This is a genomic window from Aeromicrobium stalagmiti (genome assembly GCF_013283745.1).
Lineage (GTDB): Bacteria > Actinomycetota > Actinomycetes > Propionibacteriales > Nocardioidaceae > Aeromicrobium > Aeromicrobium stalagmiti.
On sequence record NZ_JABSTZ010000001.1, the window covers coordinates 729528 to 745319 of the forward strand.

The 15792-nt window shown below is 70.5% G+C and carries 14 protein-coding genes; 8 read left to right on the forward strand and 6 right to left on the reverse strand.

Going from position 1 to position 15792, the window contains the following annotated elements; all coding sequences use genetic code 11:
- Positions 1–107: 107 nt before the first annotated feature.
- On the forward strand, positions 108–1829 hold the full coding sequence (locus tag HQK15_RS03515; RefSeq protein WP_173490022.1) for a hypothetical protein: 1722 nt from the start codon (positions 108–110) through the stop codon (positions 1827–1829).
- 60 nt (positions 1830–1889) lie between these two features.
- Here HQK15_RS03515 and HQK15_RS03520 read toward each other — a convergent pair whose 3' ends face one another.
- The 3 genes from HQK15_RS03520 to HQK15_RS03530 all read right to left on the reverse strand — a co-directional run bounded on the left by HQK15_RS03520 (position 1890) and on the right by HQK15_RS03530 (position 4691).
- Positions 1890–2690, reverse strand: a complete 801-nt coding sequence (locus HQK15_RS03520) for an NPCBM/NEW2 domain-containing protein (RefSeq protein ID WP_173490023.1) — start codon at positions 2688–2690, stop codon at positions 1890–1892.
- A 131-nt stretch (positions 2691–2821) separates the two neighbouring features.
- Positions 2822–3958, reverse strand: coding sequence for an alpha/beta hydrolase (locus HQK15_RS03525; RefSeq protein WP_173490024.1), 1137 nt, complete (start codon positions 3956–3958; stop codon positions 2822–2824).
- Between the two features lie 70 nt (positions 3959–4028).
- The gene (locus HQK15_RS03530; RefSeq protein ID WP_217361332.1) at positions 4029–4691 is read right to left on the reverse strand and encodes an SIMPL domain-containing protein; all 663 of its coding nucleotides are present in this window, start codon (positions 4689–4691) and stop codon (positions 4029–4031) included.
- Positions 4692–4800: 109 nt separating this feature from the next.
- On the opposite strand from HQK15_RS03530, the gene HQK15_RS03535 reads away from it, so the two are divergent.
- Complete coding sequence (locus HQK15_RS03535; protein WP_173490026.1) at positions 4801–6279, forward strand: flavin-containing monooxygenase; 1479 nt, start codon at positions 4801–4803, stop codon at positions 6277–6279.
- On the opposite strand, the gene HQK15_RS03540 is transcribed toward HQK15_RS03535, so the two are convergent.
- Positions 6270–6740 (reverse strand): winged helix-turn-helix transcriptional regulator, encoded by a 471-nt coding sequence (locus HQK15_RS03540; protein ID WP_173490027.1) that lies wholly within the window; start codon positions 6738–6740, stop codon positions 6270–6272. The genes HQK15_RS03535 and HQK15_RS03540 overlap by 10 nt on opposite strands.
- 73 nt (positions 6741–6813) lie before the next feature.
- Between HQK15_RS03540 and HQK15_RS03545 the strand changes: the two genes are divergently transcribed.
- The 5 genes from HQK15_RS03545 (at position 6814) to HQK15_RS03565 (ending at position 11655) form a co-directional block, all read left to right on the forward strand.
- Positions 6814–7311: a PaaI family thioesterase gene (locus HQK15_RS03545; RefSeq protein ID WP_173490028.1), complete on the forward strand. Its 498-nt coding sequence runs from the start codon at positions 6814–6816 to the stop codon at positions 7309–7311.
- A gap of 33 nt (positions 7312–7344) precedes the next feature.
- Entirely contained in the window at positions 7345–8664 is a 1320-nt protein-coding gene (locus HQK15_RS03550; RefSeq protein ID WP_173490029.1) for an ATP-dependent 6-phosphofructokinase, read from the forward strand.
- 98 nt (positions 8665–8762) lie between these two features.
- Positions 8763–10052 carry a bifunctional o-acetylhomoserine/o-acetylserine sulfhydrylase gene (locus HQK15_RS03555; RefSeq protein WP_173490030.1) on the forward strand — a complete coding sequence of 430 codons (1290 nt, stop codon included), beginning with the start codon at positions 8763–8765 and terminating at the stop codon, positions 10050–10052.
- A complete protein-coding gene (gene metX, locus HQK15_RS03560; RefSeq protein WP_173490031.1) occupies positions 10049–11158 on the forward strand; it encodes a homoserine O-acetyltransferase MetX in 1110 nt (369 codons plus the stop codon). Before HQK15_RS03555 ends, metX begins: the two co-directional genes overlap by 4 nt.
- A 50-nt stretch (positions 11159–11208) precedes the next feature.
- The gene (locus HQK15_RS03565; protein ID WP_173490032.1) at positions 11209–11655 is read left to right on the forward strand and encodes a hypothetical protein; all 447 of its coding nucleotides are present in this window, start codon (positions 11209–11211) and stop codon (positions 11653–11655) included.
- A gap of 30 nt (positions 11656–11685) precedes the next feature.
- Here the strand turns inward: HQK15_RS03565 and HQK15_RS03570 are convergent, their stop codons facing one another.
- Positions 11686–13503 carry a flavin-containing monooxygenase gene (locus HQK15_RS03570; RefSeq protein WP_173490033.1) on the reverse strand — a complete coding sequence of 606 codons (1818 nt, stop codon included), beginning with the start codon at positions 13501–13503 and terminating at the stop codon, positions 11686–11688.
- A 113-nt stretch (positions 13504–13616) separates the two neighbouring features.
- Here HQK15_RS03570 and HQK15_RS03575 point away from each other — a divergent pair, with 113 nt between their 5' ends.
- Positions 13617–14900, forward strand: coding sequence for a helix-turn-helix domain-containing protein (locus HQK15_RS03575; RefSeq protein ID WP_173490034.1), 1284 nt, complete (start codon positions 13617–13619; stop codon positions 14898–14900).
- Here HQK15_RS03575 and HQK15_RS03580 read toward each other — a convergent pair.
- Positions 14821–15789 (reverse strand): ABC-2 transporter permease, encoded by a 969-nt coding sequence (locus tag HQK15_RS03580; RefSeq protein ID WP_173490035.1) that lies wholly within the window; start codon positions 15787–15789, stop codon positions 14821–14823. The genes HQK15_RS03575 and HQK15_RS03580 overlap by 80 nt on opposite strands.
- Between the last annotated feature and the right edge of the window lie 3 nt (positions 15790–15792).

Consider the following 15792-nt stretch of genomic DNA (forward strand, 5'->3'; position numbering starts at 1 on the left):
CTCGAAGGATCTCGCGACAGTCTCTCTCTGACACGAGATCGTGGCGATCTCAGCAACAATCCTCCGCTAGGCTCTCGCAAGCCAAGATTTCGCTGAGAAGGACTCCCATGACCGAGCAGACACCTCCTCCCCCGCCTCCTCCGCCGCCCTCGGGCCCGTCGGGGCCTCCCCCGCCACCGCCTGAGTCCGTCGACCCGGCCGCGACCGTCGTGGCGCCCGCGGCAACCGAGACCTCGACGGGCAGCGGTGCCGGCAAGAAGGCGATCATCGGCGGCATCGCGGCGGCGGTCGTCCTCGGCGGCGGCTACGGCGCCTACGCCGTCTACGACAAGCTCGACGGCGGCGGCGCGCAGCCCCACGACGTCATGCCGGCGTCGACCCAGTTCTACGCGCGGGTCGACCTCGACCCGTCGGCGAGCCAGAAGATCGAGCTGTTCAAGCTGATCCGCAAGTTCCCCGACCTCGCCGACGAGATCGGCATCAAGAACGAGGGCCAGGACATCCGCGAGCTGATCTTCGACGCAGCGCTCGAGAGCTGCGACGGCGTCACCTACGAGGACGACGTCAAGCCGTGGCTGGGCGACCGCGTCGGCATCGGCGGCGAGCTCGAGGGCGAGAAGGTCGTCATCGCCGTCCAGACCACCGACGAGGGCAAGTCGCGCGAGGGCATCAAGAAGCTGTTCGGCTGCGGCGACGACGAGTACGGCATCGCCTATCTCGACGGCTACGCGATCCTGGCGCCGAAGCAGGCCGACGTCGACGCCGCCGTCAAGGCGACCGCGAAGGCCTCGCTCGGCGACTCCGAGACGTTCACGACCGACTTCGAGGAGCTCGGCGGCGAGGGCATTGCCTCGGCGTGGATCAACGTCGAGGCGATCGCCGACTCACCGCAGGCCTCCGACTTCCTCGGACCCGAGGCCGACCAGCTCAAGGAGGCCGGCTCCGTGGCGACGACCCTGCGGGTCGACGGCAACGCGCTGGAGCTCGCCGTGCTCGGCGGCCTCGAGCAGCTGGGCGACGACCAGCCGATCAGCCTGGCCAAGCTGCCCGCCGACACCGTCGCCGCTCTCTCCGTGGCAGGGCTCGGCGACCAGGTCAGCGAGGGCTTCGACGCGCTGGTCGAGGGCTTCGACGCCGGGTTCGCCTCGGGCTTCGCCAGCCCGCCGCAGGCGCTCGACGCCGAGCCGGGGCCGGGCGATGGCGACGACCTCGACGGACTCAGCTCGGGCGACGACTTCTCGGGGTCCCTCGACTCCGGCGAGGCGTACGACGCGCAGGACTTCATCGACCAGATCGAGCAGGAGACCGGCTTCAAGCTGCCCGAGGACCTCGAGACGCTGTTCGGCGACAGCCTCACGCTGGCGATCGGCGCCAAGAACCTCGAGACCCTCCCGACGATGTCGGGACCCGATGGGTTCACCGCGCTAGACGTCGCCCTGTCGTTGACGTCCGACAAGACCAAGGCGCTCGACCTCGTCCAACGCATCTCGTCGCTGGCCAGCGACGCCGGCATCCCGCTGATCGCGGCGCCGACCGACGACGGCGCGGTGCTGGCGACCAACCAGGGCGCGGCCGACGCGATCACCGATCCCGACGGCAACCTCGGTGACGAGAAGTCGTTCCAGGAGGTCATCCCCGACGGCGACTCCACCTACGGCGGGCTCTACGTCAACGTGGGGGCGATCCTCGACAAGCTGCTCGAGGCCGACCCGCCCGAGGAGATCCGCAGCGGCATCGAGGAGGCCAAGGCGCTCTCGGCCGTGGGCTTCTCGGTGAGCTCGAAGAAGGGTGACCGCTCGCTCGTCAGCCTGCGCGTCTCGTTCAAGTAGGCACGACGCACGAGGGCCCGGTCGGCATGCCGACCGGGCCCTCGTGCGTGCAGCGGGGAGTCAGTCGTCCTCGGGGAACGCGCAGTAGGCCTGCGGCTTCGAGGCGTTGACATAGGTCGGCACCAGGTCGTTGCGGGCCTCGGCGCTGAAAGTCAGCGTCCGGGTCACCGCGCGGGGGACGGCCACGTCGACAGCGGTCATCGTCCCCTTCTTGACCCGCAGGCTGACGATCCGGTCCTGGTCGGCCAGGACCCTGAACTGCGCGTCGGCGCCGGCGTCGGACCGGTCGTCGAGCCCCACGTTGACGCGCAGACGCTTGCACGTCTCGAGCGTGGCCCACTGCGTCCTGCCGTTGGCGGTCGCGCCGGTCGACCAGTAGCGCGTGACCGGGATGCCCGCGACGGTCTGCGGACCGTACTGACCCTTGAGGCTCGCCCCGTAGTTGACGAACAGCTCCGGCTCGTTGGCCATCTTGTACCAGGCGTATGCCCGCAGGACGACGCTCGAGCTCGCCGCACCGGCGAGGCCCGAGACGGACGGCTTGTAGACGCGATAGCTCGTGCTGCCGTCGCGCGGCGTGACGGTCTTGGCGTAGGCGCCGCCCGACTTCACGGTGGTGGTCGCGACGGTGCGCCAGCGGTCGCCCCCCTGGTCACGGTCGAAGAACTGGATCTTGACGATCGAGCCCTTCGCGGACGGTTCGACCGTGCCGGAGAACACGACCGTGTCGCCCTGTCTGATCTCCGTCTTCGAGACCGAGAGGCTCACCTCGTAGGAGCCGGCCGCCTGGGCCTGGGACAGGAAGGCGGCGGGGACGATCGCCACGGCGACCGCGGTGCAGAGGACTGCGAGCTTGCGCATGATGGTGCTCCTTCAGGGGGATGGATGTCTTTCACCACCAGAGATGCCACTCTTCCCCGAAAGGTTGTCACCACCGGACGACTTCGCCCACTGTCTACCATCGACCGCGATGTGGCCAGTGCCTCGAGCCCCTAGGCAGCTGAGCCGGGCGAGATCTCGCCGACCATCGTCTCCTCGTGCGAGTCGGGGTCGACCGTCGGCTCGCGGTCGAGCTCGCCGACCGCACGGCGGGCGAAGTCGGCGGCGAGCTGCAGCGCCATCTCGCTCTCGGGCAGGACGTCGGCGAGGACCGGGAAGGCGTGCACCTGCTTGCGCCACAGGTGGGTCTCGACCTCGACGCCGCGGTCGGCCAGCAGCAGCGCCATGGCCTCGACCTCGGGTCGGAGCATCTCGTCCTCGACGGCCACGAAGAACGTCGGCGAGGTGATGTAGGCCGAGGCGTGCAGCGGCGAGGCGTAGCCCTCGATCAGCGCCCCCTCGGGCAGCCACCGCTCCCTGATCTTGGCGATGCGCTGGACCGGCAGGTAGGCGTCACGCGACCGGGTGATGCGGACCACCGCCTTGTCCTCGCGATCGGGGTCGACGCTGAGCAGCGGCGAGAAGCCGAGCAGGGCTGCCGGCGCCTGCAGCCCGCGACGCCTGGCGAGCTCGGCGACCTTCATCGTGAGGTAGCCGCCGGCCGAGTCGCCGGCGACGACGACCTTGTCGGGGTGCTCGATCTCGTCGAGCAGCGCTGCGTACGCCGTGATGGCGTCCTGGACGGAGTCGGCGACCGACCCCACCGGCAGCTGGACGTAGTCGACGGAGACGACCGTGGCCCCGGTCTTGAGCGCGAGCCGCTCGCAGATGCGACGGTGCGTGACGATGCTGCCTGAGAAGAAGCCACCGCCGTGCAGGTAGAGCAGCGTCATGTCGCTGTCGGGCCCATAGCGGTGGGTCATCGACTCGACCCGCACCCCACCGAGCTCCCCCGCCTCGAACTCGACGTGCGGCGAGCGGCGACGGCGGGCCGACAGGCCGTCGAGCCTCTGGATCGACGCGATCGACCGCTCGCTGATCGGCGTGTAGCGCAGCAGGGGCTTGAACACGATCCGGGCGGTGCGCTGCAGCACCCGCGACTTGAAGCTGTAGGTCTCGTGCACGATGGCCTGGTCGTAGACGACCTTCATCGGGCCGCGCCCCGGCAGGGGCAGCCCGACCCGGGAGCGCGGCGCCTTCACGGAGCCGGCGACACCGGTCAGTCGGTTGATCAGCGCAGAGAACCACATACCGCGAGCGTACCCTCGGTATGCCCCCGGATCAACCGAGCTCGCCGCATTTGCGCAGGTCAGAGGCCCTTTAGTCGGCGCGGAAGCGTGCGTCGACCTCGACGCGGATGACGATCTCCTCGGGCGTGAGGTCGAGCTCGGGAGCACCTCCGGCGACGCCGAGATCGGCCGACTTGTAGAGCACGGGCGAGCTCGCCGAGGCGGCGCCGGGCGTCGAGAGCATGCCCGGGTCGGCCAGCTGCACCGCGACGACCTTGCCGCGGCGCACCGCGTTGGCGTACGACTGGGCCTTCGAGACCGCGTCGTCGACCGCGGACTTGCGGACGTCGGCCTCGTACGACCGCCGGTTCTTGGTCGTGACGTCCCACGCGACGCCGCCGATCTCGACCCCGTCGATGCCCGACCAGTAGTCGAGGAAGCCGCTGAGACGCTCGAAGTCGGTGAACTCGGCGCGCACCTGCACGCGCGCCACGTGGACCATCTCGCCGCGCTTGCCGTCGGCGACCCACGGACGGTGGCTGAACACGCGCACCTGGTCGCTCGACCAGGTCTGCACCGCGTGCAGCTCGACGAGCTCGGCCAGCTGGCCGCCGAGCGGCTCCTGGATCGCGACCGCATCGGCGAACACCGTCTGCTTGTCGGTGCCCTCGATGGCCGCGGCCATGGAGACGATGGCGCGTTCGGCCGGGTGGTGCTGCTCCGCCGAGCCGCGGACCGTGATGTCGAGCGTCATGCTGTCATCTTGCCGCATCGCGCCGCACGCCACCGCTCAACAGGGGTTGTCAGCCACGGGCCGACCTGCTCTACTGTTCAGATATTCTGATTATCTGAATGGGGATGTCATGACGGTCCACGACGCCGCGATCATCGGTGCCGGCTTCGGCGGCATCGGAGCCGCGATCCAGCTGCACCGCCTGGGGCTCCACGACCTGGTGATCCTCGAGCGCGAGAGCGACCTCGGCGGCACCTGGCACGTCAACCGCTACCCGGGGCTCGCGGTCGACATCCCGTCGTCGACCTACTCCTACTCCTTCGCGCCGAACCCGTACTGGTCGCGCCTCTACGCTCCGGGTGCCGAGCTCAAGCAGTACGCCGCCCACGTGGCCGACACGTACGACGTGCGCCGCCACATGCGGTTCGACACCGTCGTCGACGGCGCGGAGTGGGACGAGGACGGTCAGCACTGGACCGTCAGGATCGCCGGCGGCGAGCGCCTGCGGGCCCGGATGCTGCTGACCGCGACGGGCTTCTTGTCGCAGCCCCGGATGCCCGACATCGAGGGCATCGAGTCGTTCGCCGGCACCGTCATCCACACGACCCGGTGGGACGACGACATCGACCTCGACGGACGGCGCGCCGCCGTGATCGGCACGGGCGCGACCGCCGTGCAGCTCATCCCGGAGATCGCGCCCCAACTCGCCGAGCTGACCGTCTACCAGCGCACGGCCATCTGGGTCACCCCCAAGCAGGACGGCGCCGTGCCCGAGCGGCTCCAGCGGCTCTATGCCCGCGTGCCGCTGACGCAGCGGGTCGTGCGGACCGTCGGATCAGGCATCCTCGAGGCGATCATGGTCAGCGGCGTGCTGCGCTACCGCCAGGCCAAGGTGCTCAACCGCGGGGTCGAGAAGCTGGCGCTGCGCCACCTGCGCCGTCAGGTCCACGACCCCGAGACCCGCCGCAAGCTGACACCCGACTACTCGTTCGGCTGCAAGCGGCCGACGTTCTCCAACACGTACTTCCCGACATTCAACCGCCCGAACGTGCGCCTGGAGACGACGCCGATCGCCCGCATCGAGCCCGATGGCATCGTCACCACCGACGGCGCCAGGACGCAGATCGACACGCTCGTGCTGGCCACCGGGTTCAACCTGTGGGACGCCAACTTCCCGGCGTTCGAGGTCGTCGGCCGCGGCGGCAAGGACCTCGGCAGGTTCTGGCGCGAGGGCCGGTTCCAGGCGTACGAGGGCGTGGCCGTCCCCGGGTTCCCCAACTTCATCTCGCTCAACAGCCCGTACTCCTACTCCGGCCTCTCCTACTTCACGACGATCGAGTCGCAGATGAAGCACATGGAGCGGCTGATCGGCGAGATGCAGCGGCGAGGAGCGGCCACCTTCGAGGTCACCGAGCGGGCCAACACCGCGTTCCTCGACCGGATGACCGGGAACCTCGAGGACTCGGTCTTCGTCCACGGCAGCTGCGCGACGTCACGCAGCTACTACTTCAACCAGCACGGCGAGGCGACGCTGCTGCGCCCGACCTCGACGATCAACGCCTTCCGCGAGGCCGGGTCGTTCCCGCTCGACGACTACGCCTACGCCTGACGGAGGCGGGCGCCGGCCAGGGGGACGAGCTCGGTGCGGGCATCGGTGCCGATCTGGTGGCCCGCGTCGCACACCAGGTGCGCGTGGACCGTCTCGCCGCAGTCGCGGTGCCTGATCTGCATCGGCGGGCCGTCGGCTCCCGAGCGGTGGCGGTCGCCCCAGTCCATGATCGCGACCAGGACGGTGCGCAGCTCGCGGCCCGCGTCGGTCAGGACGTACTCGTGCCGCGCCCGCTGCCCCGCGAGCGCGATCGGCCGCTTGGCGACCAGCCCCTCGTCGACGAGCATGGCCAGCCGCTTGGCCAGCACGTCGCGGGCGACGCCGAGATGGTCCTGCAGCGCGTCGAAGCGGCGGACCCCGTTGAACAAGTCGCGCACGACCAGCACGGCCCAGCGGTCGCCGAGGATCTCAGCGGTCCGCGCGATCGAGCAGCTGCGCGAGTCGTAGTCGGACCATGTCATGTGCGTCACCTCTGAGTTTGGATTACAGACTCAGATGCTACGCTGCCGAGGACCGCAGGAGAAGAGGCGCACCATGACCGAGCTGACCCAGCAGACCAAGTCCATCTCGTGGGTCGATCCGCGACCGCAGGCCATGCAGGCGCTGACGATGAGCGGTCTCGACTACCTCCGGGCGATGCAGGACGGCTCGATCCCCCCGCCGCCCATCGCGAGCCACATCAACCTCGAGATGGTCTCGGCCGACCCCGGTGTCGCCGTGATGACGGCGACCCCCGACGAGTCGCACTACAACCCCATCGGATCGGTCCACGGTGGCTTCTTCGCGACGCTGCTCGACTCGGTGTGCGGGTGCGCGGTGCAGACGACGCTGCCCGCCGGGACGGCCTACACCTCGCTCGACCTCAACGTCAGCTTCCTGCGCGGCATCACGTCCGACACCGGCCGCGTCGTCGCCACCGGACGGGTCACCAAGCCGGGGTCGCGCGCCGCCTTCGTCGAGGCCGACATCAAGGACGCCGAGGGCCGGCTGCTCGCCACGGCGACGTCGACCTGTCTGGTCTTCCAGCCCTGAAAACCCGAGGCTTTCCTCGGATACGATGGTGACGTGGTCACCCTCGACGATCTCCAGGTCCGCTCCCTCGGCGCGAGCAGCATCGACAGCCCCTTGGCGCTGTACGTCGACGGACGCGAGACCAACGAGTACTACGTCGGCGAGACCGACCGCATCCTCTACGACGACACGATCGAGCTCATCACCGCGCGCGGCGTCCCGCTCGAGGAGCTGCCCACGTTCGAGGCCGGTGGCCCCCGTCGCAAGATCTTCTTCGACCCCGCCACGACCAAGGTCGGCGTGGTCACCTGCGGCGGCCTCTGCCCGGGGCTCAACGACGTCATCCGAGCGATCGTGCTCGAGCTGCACACGCACTACGGCGTGCGCGACGTCGTCGGCTTCCAGCACGGCTACGCCGGCATCGTCGAGGCCAACGGCCACGACCTCCTCGCGCTGACGCCGGAGTACGTCGCGCGCATCAACGAGCGCGGCGGCACGATCCTGGGCTCGTCGCGCGGCGCGCAGGACCCGGTGGCGATCGTCGACCGCCTCGTCGAGCTCGACATCGACATCCTCATGGTCATCGGCGGCGACGGGTCGATGCGCGGAGCCCACAACATCGGTGTCGAGATCGCCCGTCGCGGCCTCACGATCGGCATCGTCGGCGTGCCCAAGACGATCGACAACGACATCCCCCACATCGGGCAGAGCTTCGGCTTCTCGACCGCGTTCTCCAAGGCCGCCGAGTCGATCAAGGCCGCCCGGGTCGAGGTCGAGGCAGCCGTGGGCGGCGTCGGCATCGTGAAGGTCATGGGCCGGCACGCGGGGTTCATCGCCTGCTACGCCGCGCTCGCCAACCACGACGCCGACTTCGTGCTCATCCCCGAGGTCGACTTCTCCCTCGACGGCGACAACGGACTGCTGGCGCTGCTCGCCGACCGGGTCGCCGACAAGGGCAGTGCGGTCATCGTCCTCGCCGAGGGCGCGGGGCAGGACCTCATCCCGGCCAGCGACCGCACGGACGCCAGCGGCAACGCGATCCTCGGCGACATCGCGGGCTTCCTGCGCGAGCAGATCAGCAAGGACTTCGCCAACCGCGCCCAGCCGCTCACGATGCGCTACTTCAACCCCGGCTACGCGATCCGCTCCGTCCCGGCCGATGCCTCCGACTCGGTCTACTGCGCCCGTCTGGCCCAGACCGCGGTGCACGCGGCCATGGCCGGTCGCACCGACATGGTCGTCGGACGCCGCCGTCACCGGTTCGTCAACGTCCCGATCCCGTTCGTCACGGCCGGCGCCCACAGCGTCTCGCCCGACGGCGACCTGTGGCTCTCGGTCCTCGAGAGCACCGCCCAGCCGTTCTCCATGCGCTGACGGTTCATTCGCGCCTGATTCCAATTGCTGAGACGCCCTTGCCATACGGCGAGACGGTGGCATGGTCGAGGTCAGACCTTCGACCCCCAGGAGACCCCATGAGCGACACCTGGTCCTTCGAGACCAAGCAGATCCACGCCGGACAGGTTCCCGACCCCACGACCGGCGCCCGCGCGCTGCCGATCTACCAGACGACGTCCTTCCAGTTCCGCGACACCCAGCACGCCGCCGACCTGTTCAGCCTCGCCGAGCCGGGCAACATCTACACGCGCATCATCAACCCGACGCAGACCGTCGTCGAGGAGCGCCTCGCCGCTCTCGAGGGTGGCGTCGGGGCGCTGCTGTTCGCCTCCGGCCAGGCCGCAACCACCGGCGCACTGACCAACGTTGCCGAGGCCGGCGACCACATCGTCGCGTCGGCGAGCCTCTACGGCGGCACCGACAGCCTGCTGCGCCACACGTTCCCCAAGCTCGGCATCACGGTGACCTTCGTCGAGGACAACAACAACCCCGACGCCTGGCGCGCCGCCGTCCAGGACAACACCAAGGTGTTCTTCGGCGAGACGATCGGCAACCCCAAGGGCGACATCCTCGACCTCGAGGCCATCTCGGCCGTCGCCAAGGAGGTCGGCGTCCCGTTCATCGTCGACAACACGGTCGCGACCCCCTTCCTGCTCAACCCGCTCAAGCACGGCGTCGACACCGTCGTCCACTCCGCGACGAAGTACATCGGCGGTCACGGCACCGCGATCGCGGGCGTCGTCATCGACGGCGGCACGTTCGACTACGGCGCGCACGGCGACAAGTTCCCCGGCTTCACGACCGCCGACCCGAGCTATCACGGACTGGTGTTCGCCGAGGCCCTCGGACCGGCTGCCTACATCGCCAAGCTGCGCGTCCAGTACCTCCGCAACATCGGCGCCGCGATCGCGCCGTTCAACGCCTTCCTGCTGGCCCAGGGCCTCGAGACCCTGAGCCTGCGCATGGAGCGTCACATCGAGAACACCCGCCGGGTCGCCGAGTGGCTCGAGGCCCGCGAGGACGTCGCCAAGGTGACGTGGGCGAGCCTCGAGAGCAGCCCCTACAAGGCGCTCGCCGACCGGTACGTCCCCCAGGGGGCCGGAGCGGTGCTGACGTTCGAGCTGCCCGGCGGCCTCGAGGCCGGCAAGGCGTTCATCGACGCTCTCGAGCTGTTCAGCCACGTCGCCAACATCGGTGACGTGCGCAGCCTGGCGATCCACCCCGCCAGCACGACGCACTCGCAGGGCACGCCCGAGGAGCACGCTGCCACCGGCGTGACCCCCGGACTCGTCCGCCTCGCGGTCGGCCTCGAGGGCATCGACGACATCCTCGCCGACCTCGACGCCGGCTTCCGCGCAGCGAAGTGAGCCTGGCCCCGGGCATCGATCCCTCTCTCGTCACCGGCGCGTGGCGGGAGGGGGATCCGACCGGTGCCCGGAAGTTCGCCGACCTCGGCGACATCGAGCTCGACTCGGGACGGACGCTGCCCGGCGTCCGGCTCGCCTACGAGACGTGGGGGGCGTACGACGGGTCGAACGCCGTCCTGATCCTGCACGCGCTCACCGGCGACAGCCACGTGCACGGGCCCGCCGGGCCCGGACACCCGACGCCCGGGTGGTGGGACGCGCTGGTGGGTCCCGGGCTCGCGATCGACACCGACCGGCTCTTCGTCGTGGCCGCCAACATCCTCGGGGGCTGCCAGGGGTCGACCGGGCCGGCCTCGCTCGACGCCGACGGGCTGCCCTGGGGCGGCTCGTTCCCGGCCCTGACGGTGCGCGACCAGGTGCGGGCCGAGGCAGCGCTCGCCGACCACCTCGGCGTCCCCCGCTGGCACGGCGTCATCGGCGGATCGGCCGGCGGCATGCGGGCCCTGGAGTGGGCGATCGAGCACCCCGCGCGGGTCGACCGACTCTTCCTGCTGGCGACGTCGGCCGCGGCGTCCGCCGAGCAGATCGCCCTGTCACGCACCCAGGTCGCCGCGATCGAGACCGATCCCGCGTGGTTCGACGGCGACTACTACGACGGCCCGCAGGGACCCCTGTCAGGGCTCGACCTCGCGCGGCGCATCGCGCACATCGCCTACCGCAGCGAGGGCGAGCTGGCCGAACGGTTCGGCCGCACCGTGCAGGCAGACGGTCGCTGGGCGGTCGACTCCTACCTGCAGCACCACGGGGCCAAGCTCGTGCAACGCTTCGACGCCAACTCGTACGTCGTGCTGACGTCGGCGATGGACAGCCACGACGTCGGCCGCGATCGCGGGGGCCTCGAGGCTGCACTCGGCCGCATCACGGCGCGGACCGTCGTCGCGGGCATCGACTCCGACCGGCTCTACCCGCTGCACCAGCAACAGCAGCTCGCCGACCTCATCCCCGGCGCCGACGGGCTCGACGTGGTCGCGTCGCCGTACGGCCACGACGGCTTCCTGATCGAGGCCGACCAGGTCGGCGAGCTCGCGCGGCACCTGCTGACCTGACGGCCGGCACCGCGTACGCTCACCGGCATGCACCTGCGGCAGCGACACGCATGACCTCGACCCGCGAGCTGCGCCACGTCTGGACGGGGCTGCCCGCCGCCCGGCCTGCGGACCTCGTGGGGACGTTCGAGGCGTCCTTCGTCAGGCCGCTCACCCACGTGTCGCCGCCGGGTCTCGGGCTGCTCGGGCTGCCCCGGTGGTACGGCAAGCGGTTCACCCTCGACGCCGGCACGGTGCACGGGCTCAACCTCGTCCGCCCGCGGGCCGGAGGGGGGCTCACCACGACCCTCCCCATGAACGTCGAGGTCGCGGCGTCGTACGCCGACGGGCGGCCGTGCCTCGCCATCACGTACGACGCCGGCGCCCCGAGACCGTGGAGGTGGGTGCGTGACGAGGTCAGGCCGTGGACCGACGACCGGTACGTCGCCCTCACGTTCGTGTCACGCCCCGGGCTGCGCCGGTTGCCGGGCGTCCCGTTCCTGCTGACGCGACGCTGACGCAGCGCCGACCCACCTCCGGGCCCACCCTCACGCCAGGTGGTGCACCTCCTGCAACCCGTAGACCGGGGTGGGGATGCCCTCGTAGCGCGCCTTCAGCTGCAGCGCGAGGTAGAGCGAGTAGTGGCGCGACTGGTGCAGGTTGCCGCCGTGCATCCACAGCTGATCGACCTGTGTCGGCTTCCACATGTTGCGCTGCTCGCCCTCCCACGGCCCGGGGTCCTTGGTGGTGTCGGACCCCAGCCCCCAGCACTTGCCGACCCGGTCGGCGGTCTGCTGGTCGATGATGTCGGCGATCCAGCCGTTCATCGACCCGTAGCCGGTCGCGTAGACGACCAGGTCAGCCTCGAGCTCCGTCCCGTCCTCGAGGACGACCGACGTCTCGGTCAGGTGGTCGACCTGCCCGTGGGCGAGCGTGACCTCGCCGTCGGCGACGAGCTCGGCGGCACCGACGTCGATGTAGTAGCCCGAGCCACGGCGCAGGTACTTCATGAACAGTCCTGATCCGTCGTCGCCCCAGTCGTGGTCGAAGCCCGCCGCGTCGAGGCGCGCGTAGAAGTCCTTATCGCGCTCGGCCATCTGCTGGTAGGCGGGGATCTGGAACTCGTGCATGATCCGGTAGGGCAGGGACGCGAAGATCATGTCGGCCTTGTCCGTCGTGACCCCCGCCTCGACGGCGCGCTCGGAGTAGAGGTCGCCCAGTCCGATGTCCATCAGCGACGCCGACTTCACGATGTGCGTCGACGACCGCTGCACCATCGTGACGTCGGCATCGTTCTCCCACAGTGCCCCGCAGATGTCGAACGCGGAGTTGTTCGAGCCGATCACGACGACCTTCTTGCCGGCGTACGCCTCGGGACCCGGGTGCTGGCTCGAGTGCTGCTGCTCGCCCCGGAAGACGTCCATGCCCGGGAAGTCGGGGATGTTGGGCTTGCCGGACATCCCCGTCGCGAACACGAGCTGCGTCGGTCGCAGCTCGACGGCCTCGCCGTCGCGGTCGACCGTCACGCTCCAGACCCCCGCGGCCTCGTCGAAGGTCGCTCCACGCACCGTCGACCGCGACCAGTAGGGCACCTCCATGACCTTGGTGTACATCTCCAGCCAGTCGCCGATCTTGTCCTTCGGCGCGAAGACCGGCCAGTTCTTCGGAAACGGGAGGTACGGCAGGTGGTCGTACCAGACCGGGTCGTGCAGGCACAGGCTCTTGTAGCGCGAGCGCCACTGGTCACCGGGACGGTCGTGGCGGTCGACCACGAGCGCCGGCACGCCGAGCTGACGCAGCCGCGCCCCGAGCGCGATGCCGCCCTGACCACCGCCGATCACGACGACGTACGGCTGGGTGCCGTAGCCCAGCTCGGCCTCCTGCGCTGCCTGCTCCTCCTTCCACGACCTCCGGCCCTTCGAGAGCCGGTGGCTGACTCCCTGGGGTCGCCGGTCGCCCTGCCCCTCCTCGTGGCCCTTGAGCTCGCGGAGGCTCGTGAGCAGGGTCCAGGCCTCGTCGCCCTTGAGCCGCAGGTGCCCCTTGCCCCGTCCGGTGGAGGTCTCGAACTCGATCCACGCCTCGGTGACGCCGTCCGCCTCGGTGGGTTCCTCGGTCGTCGCGAATCCAGACGGGTCGGTGTCGTCGAGCCGCGCCTGCAGCATGTCGCTGACACCGGCACGCCCCTCCACGGTGGAGAGGTTCCACGTGAACGAGACCAGGTCACGCCAGTAGCTGTCGGTCGCGAACATCCCCGCCGCTGCCGCGACGTCGCGCGCGGCGAGTGCTGCCTCGAAGCCTGCGAGCCAGCGGTCGACCCGCTCCTGCGGTGTCAGTGCAGCCGTCCCGCGCTCGATGGTCTGAGTCATGACGAGTCCCTTCTCGAAGTGTGACCCACAGCACACCGCGCCGGCGGCAGAGTCCGAAAGGGTTGCAGGAGGTTGCAACGGCCCTGCAACCGCGGCGCGCGCACGCTGCAGCCATGACCCGCAGCGACCCGACGCACGCGCCCCGCGACGCCGCGCTGTCCGGCCAGCGCGTCGCCGGTCCGATCCGCTCGGTCATCCGGGCGTCGTGGCGCCGCATGCGCGTGCAGGGCATGAGCCCCGGCGGCGCCCCCGAGATCACCCCGCTGGCGCAGGACGAGCTGTTCCGCCGTCGCGAGGTCAGCGGGCTCCAGCCCCTCATGCCCCTGCTGAGACAGCACCTGCTTCCCGCCTGCGAGGCCACGGGCCAGCTGATGGTCGTCGCGGACGTCGACGGCCGGGTGCTGTGGCGGGAGGGCCAGGTCGGCGTCCTGCGCCATGCCGACCGGCTCGGCTTCGTCGGCGGCTCGGCATGGACCGAGGGCAACGTCGGCACCAACGCCATCGGCACGGCGCTCGTCACCGAGGCACCCGTGCACATCCACGCCGCCGAGCACTATGCGGAGTCGCACACTCCGTGGACGTGCGCCGCCGCCCCGTTGCGGGATCCCTCGACCGGCCGAGTGCTCGGCGTGGTCGACCTCAGCGGCCCCGCCCACACGGTCCACGCCGGGACCCTGTCGATGGTGACGCTCGCAGCACGCCTCGCCGAGCTGGAGATCCGCTCAGCGGTGCAAGACCGTCTGCAGACCCTGCGGTCCATCGCCGCGCCGCTGCTCGCCCGGCTCGACGGGCGGGCCCTCGTCGTCACGACCGACGGTGTCACCGCTGCGGCGACCGGCTTCGTCCCACCCGACCGTGTCGCCCTGCCCGGGGGTTTCGACGGCGGTGACGCGTGGGTGGCCGGCTTCGGGCTCGTCGCCGCCGAGCCCCTGCCCGGCGGCTGGCTGCTGCGGGTCGAGGACGATGCCGCGGTCGGCTCGATCACCGCGATCAGGGTCGACCTGTCGTCGCGCATCCCCCGAGCGACCCTCCACGGACCGAGCGGCTCGTGGACCCATGACCTCACGCCCCGCCACGGCGAGATCCTCCTGACGCTGCTCCTGCACCGGGACGGCCGGTCCGCGTCGGAGGTCGCCGACGACCTGTTCGGCGACCCGGCCAGGACCGTGACCGTCCGGGCCGAGATGTCACGCCTGCGCAAGGTGCTCGGCACGGTGATCTCGCACCGTCCGTACCGGATCGCCCACGACGTGCACGCCGAGCTGGTCGCGCCGGCGGACTGGTCGACCGTGCTCACCGCCTCGAGTGCGCCGGTGGTCAGCCGGTGGCGAGCAGGTCTCGGCGACGTTGCCGGCGGGCGTCCACCGTCGTCAGGAGCGACACCGCCGACCAGGTGACGAGCACAAGCACCGGCCGCAGCACCTGGTCACCCCCGAAGTAGGCCTGGCTGGTGCCCGCCGCGAGCGCAGCGCCGTGCGGAAGCCATGGCGTGATCGCTACCCACGGCTCGGGCAGCAGGAGCGGATGGGTGAGGGTGACGAGGGGCGCAGCAGCAAGGACGAGCAACGTCGTCGCGATGCCGATGCCGACCACACCGAACAGAGCCTCCAGCGCGAACGTCGTCGTGCTGGACGCCAGGATCGTGAGCGTCACGACGAGCCACCACGTCCCCAGACCGGTGTCGTAGACCGCGGCCGCCAGACCACCCAGCACGCCGCCCACCACGACCGCGACGCCGGCGATCACGCCCAGACGTCGGACCCCTCCGGCCAGGGTCGCGGTCCGGGGCCCGCGGAGCCACGTGATCACGACGGCAGTCATCAGGCCGGCGGCCACGGCGAGGCCGGTCAGCCCGTAGACGAGGCGATGTCCGGAGTCCCCTTGGCGGGCCGGGACGAGGTCGCGGACCTGCGACGAGCGTCCGAACGACGCCTCGACCTGCTGCACCTGGCGCACCAGGGCGCGATTCAGCGCGTCCCCGTTGGCCGACGCGACGTAGAGGACGTCCTGCTCCCGGCTGAGGTCCACCACGACCGCCGCGACGCTGCGTCCGCTCCTGACGCTGGCCCGCGCGTCGGCCGCGGACGACAGGCCGGACGCGACGACCGGACGTCCGTCCATCTCGTTGGCCTGATCGACCAGGCTCGCCGCGACCACAGCAGGGGCGACGACACGCACCGGCGCCCGGTGGGTGACGTCGTCGGGCCCGGCGAGGGCGAGGGTCACCAGCACCACGACCTGGAGCAGACCGAGCAGCACCAGCGCCGATGCCGCCCGTCGTCCCATAGG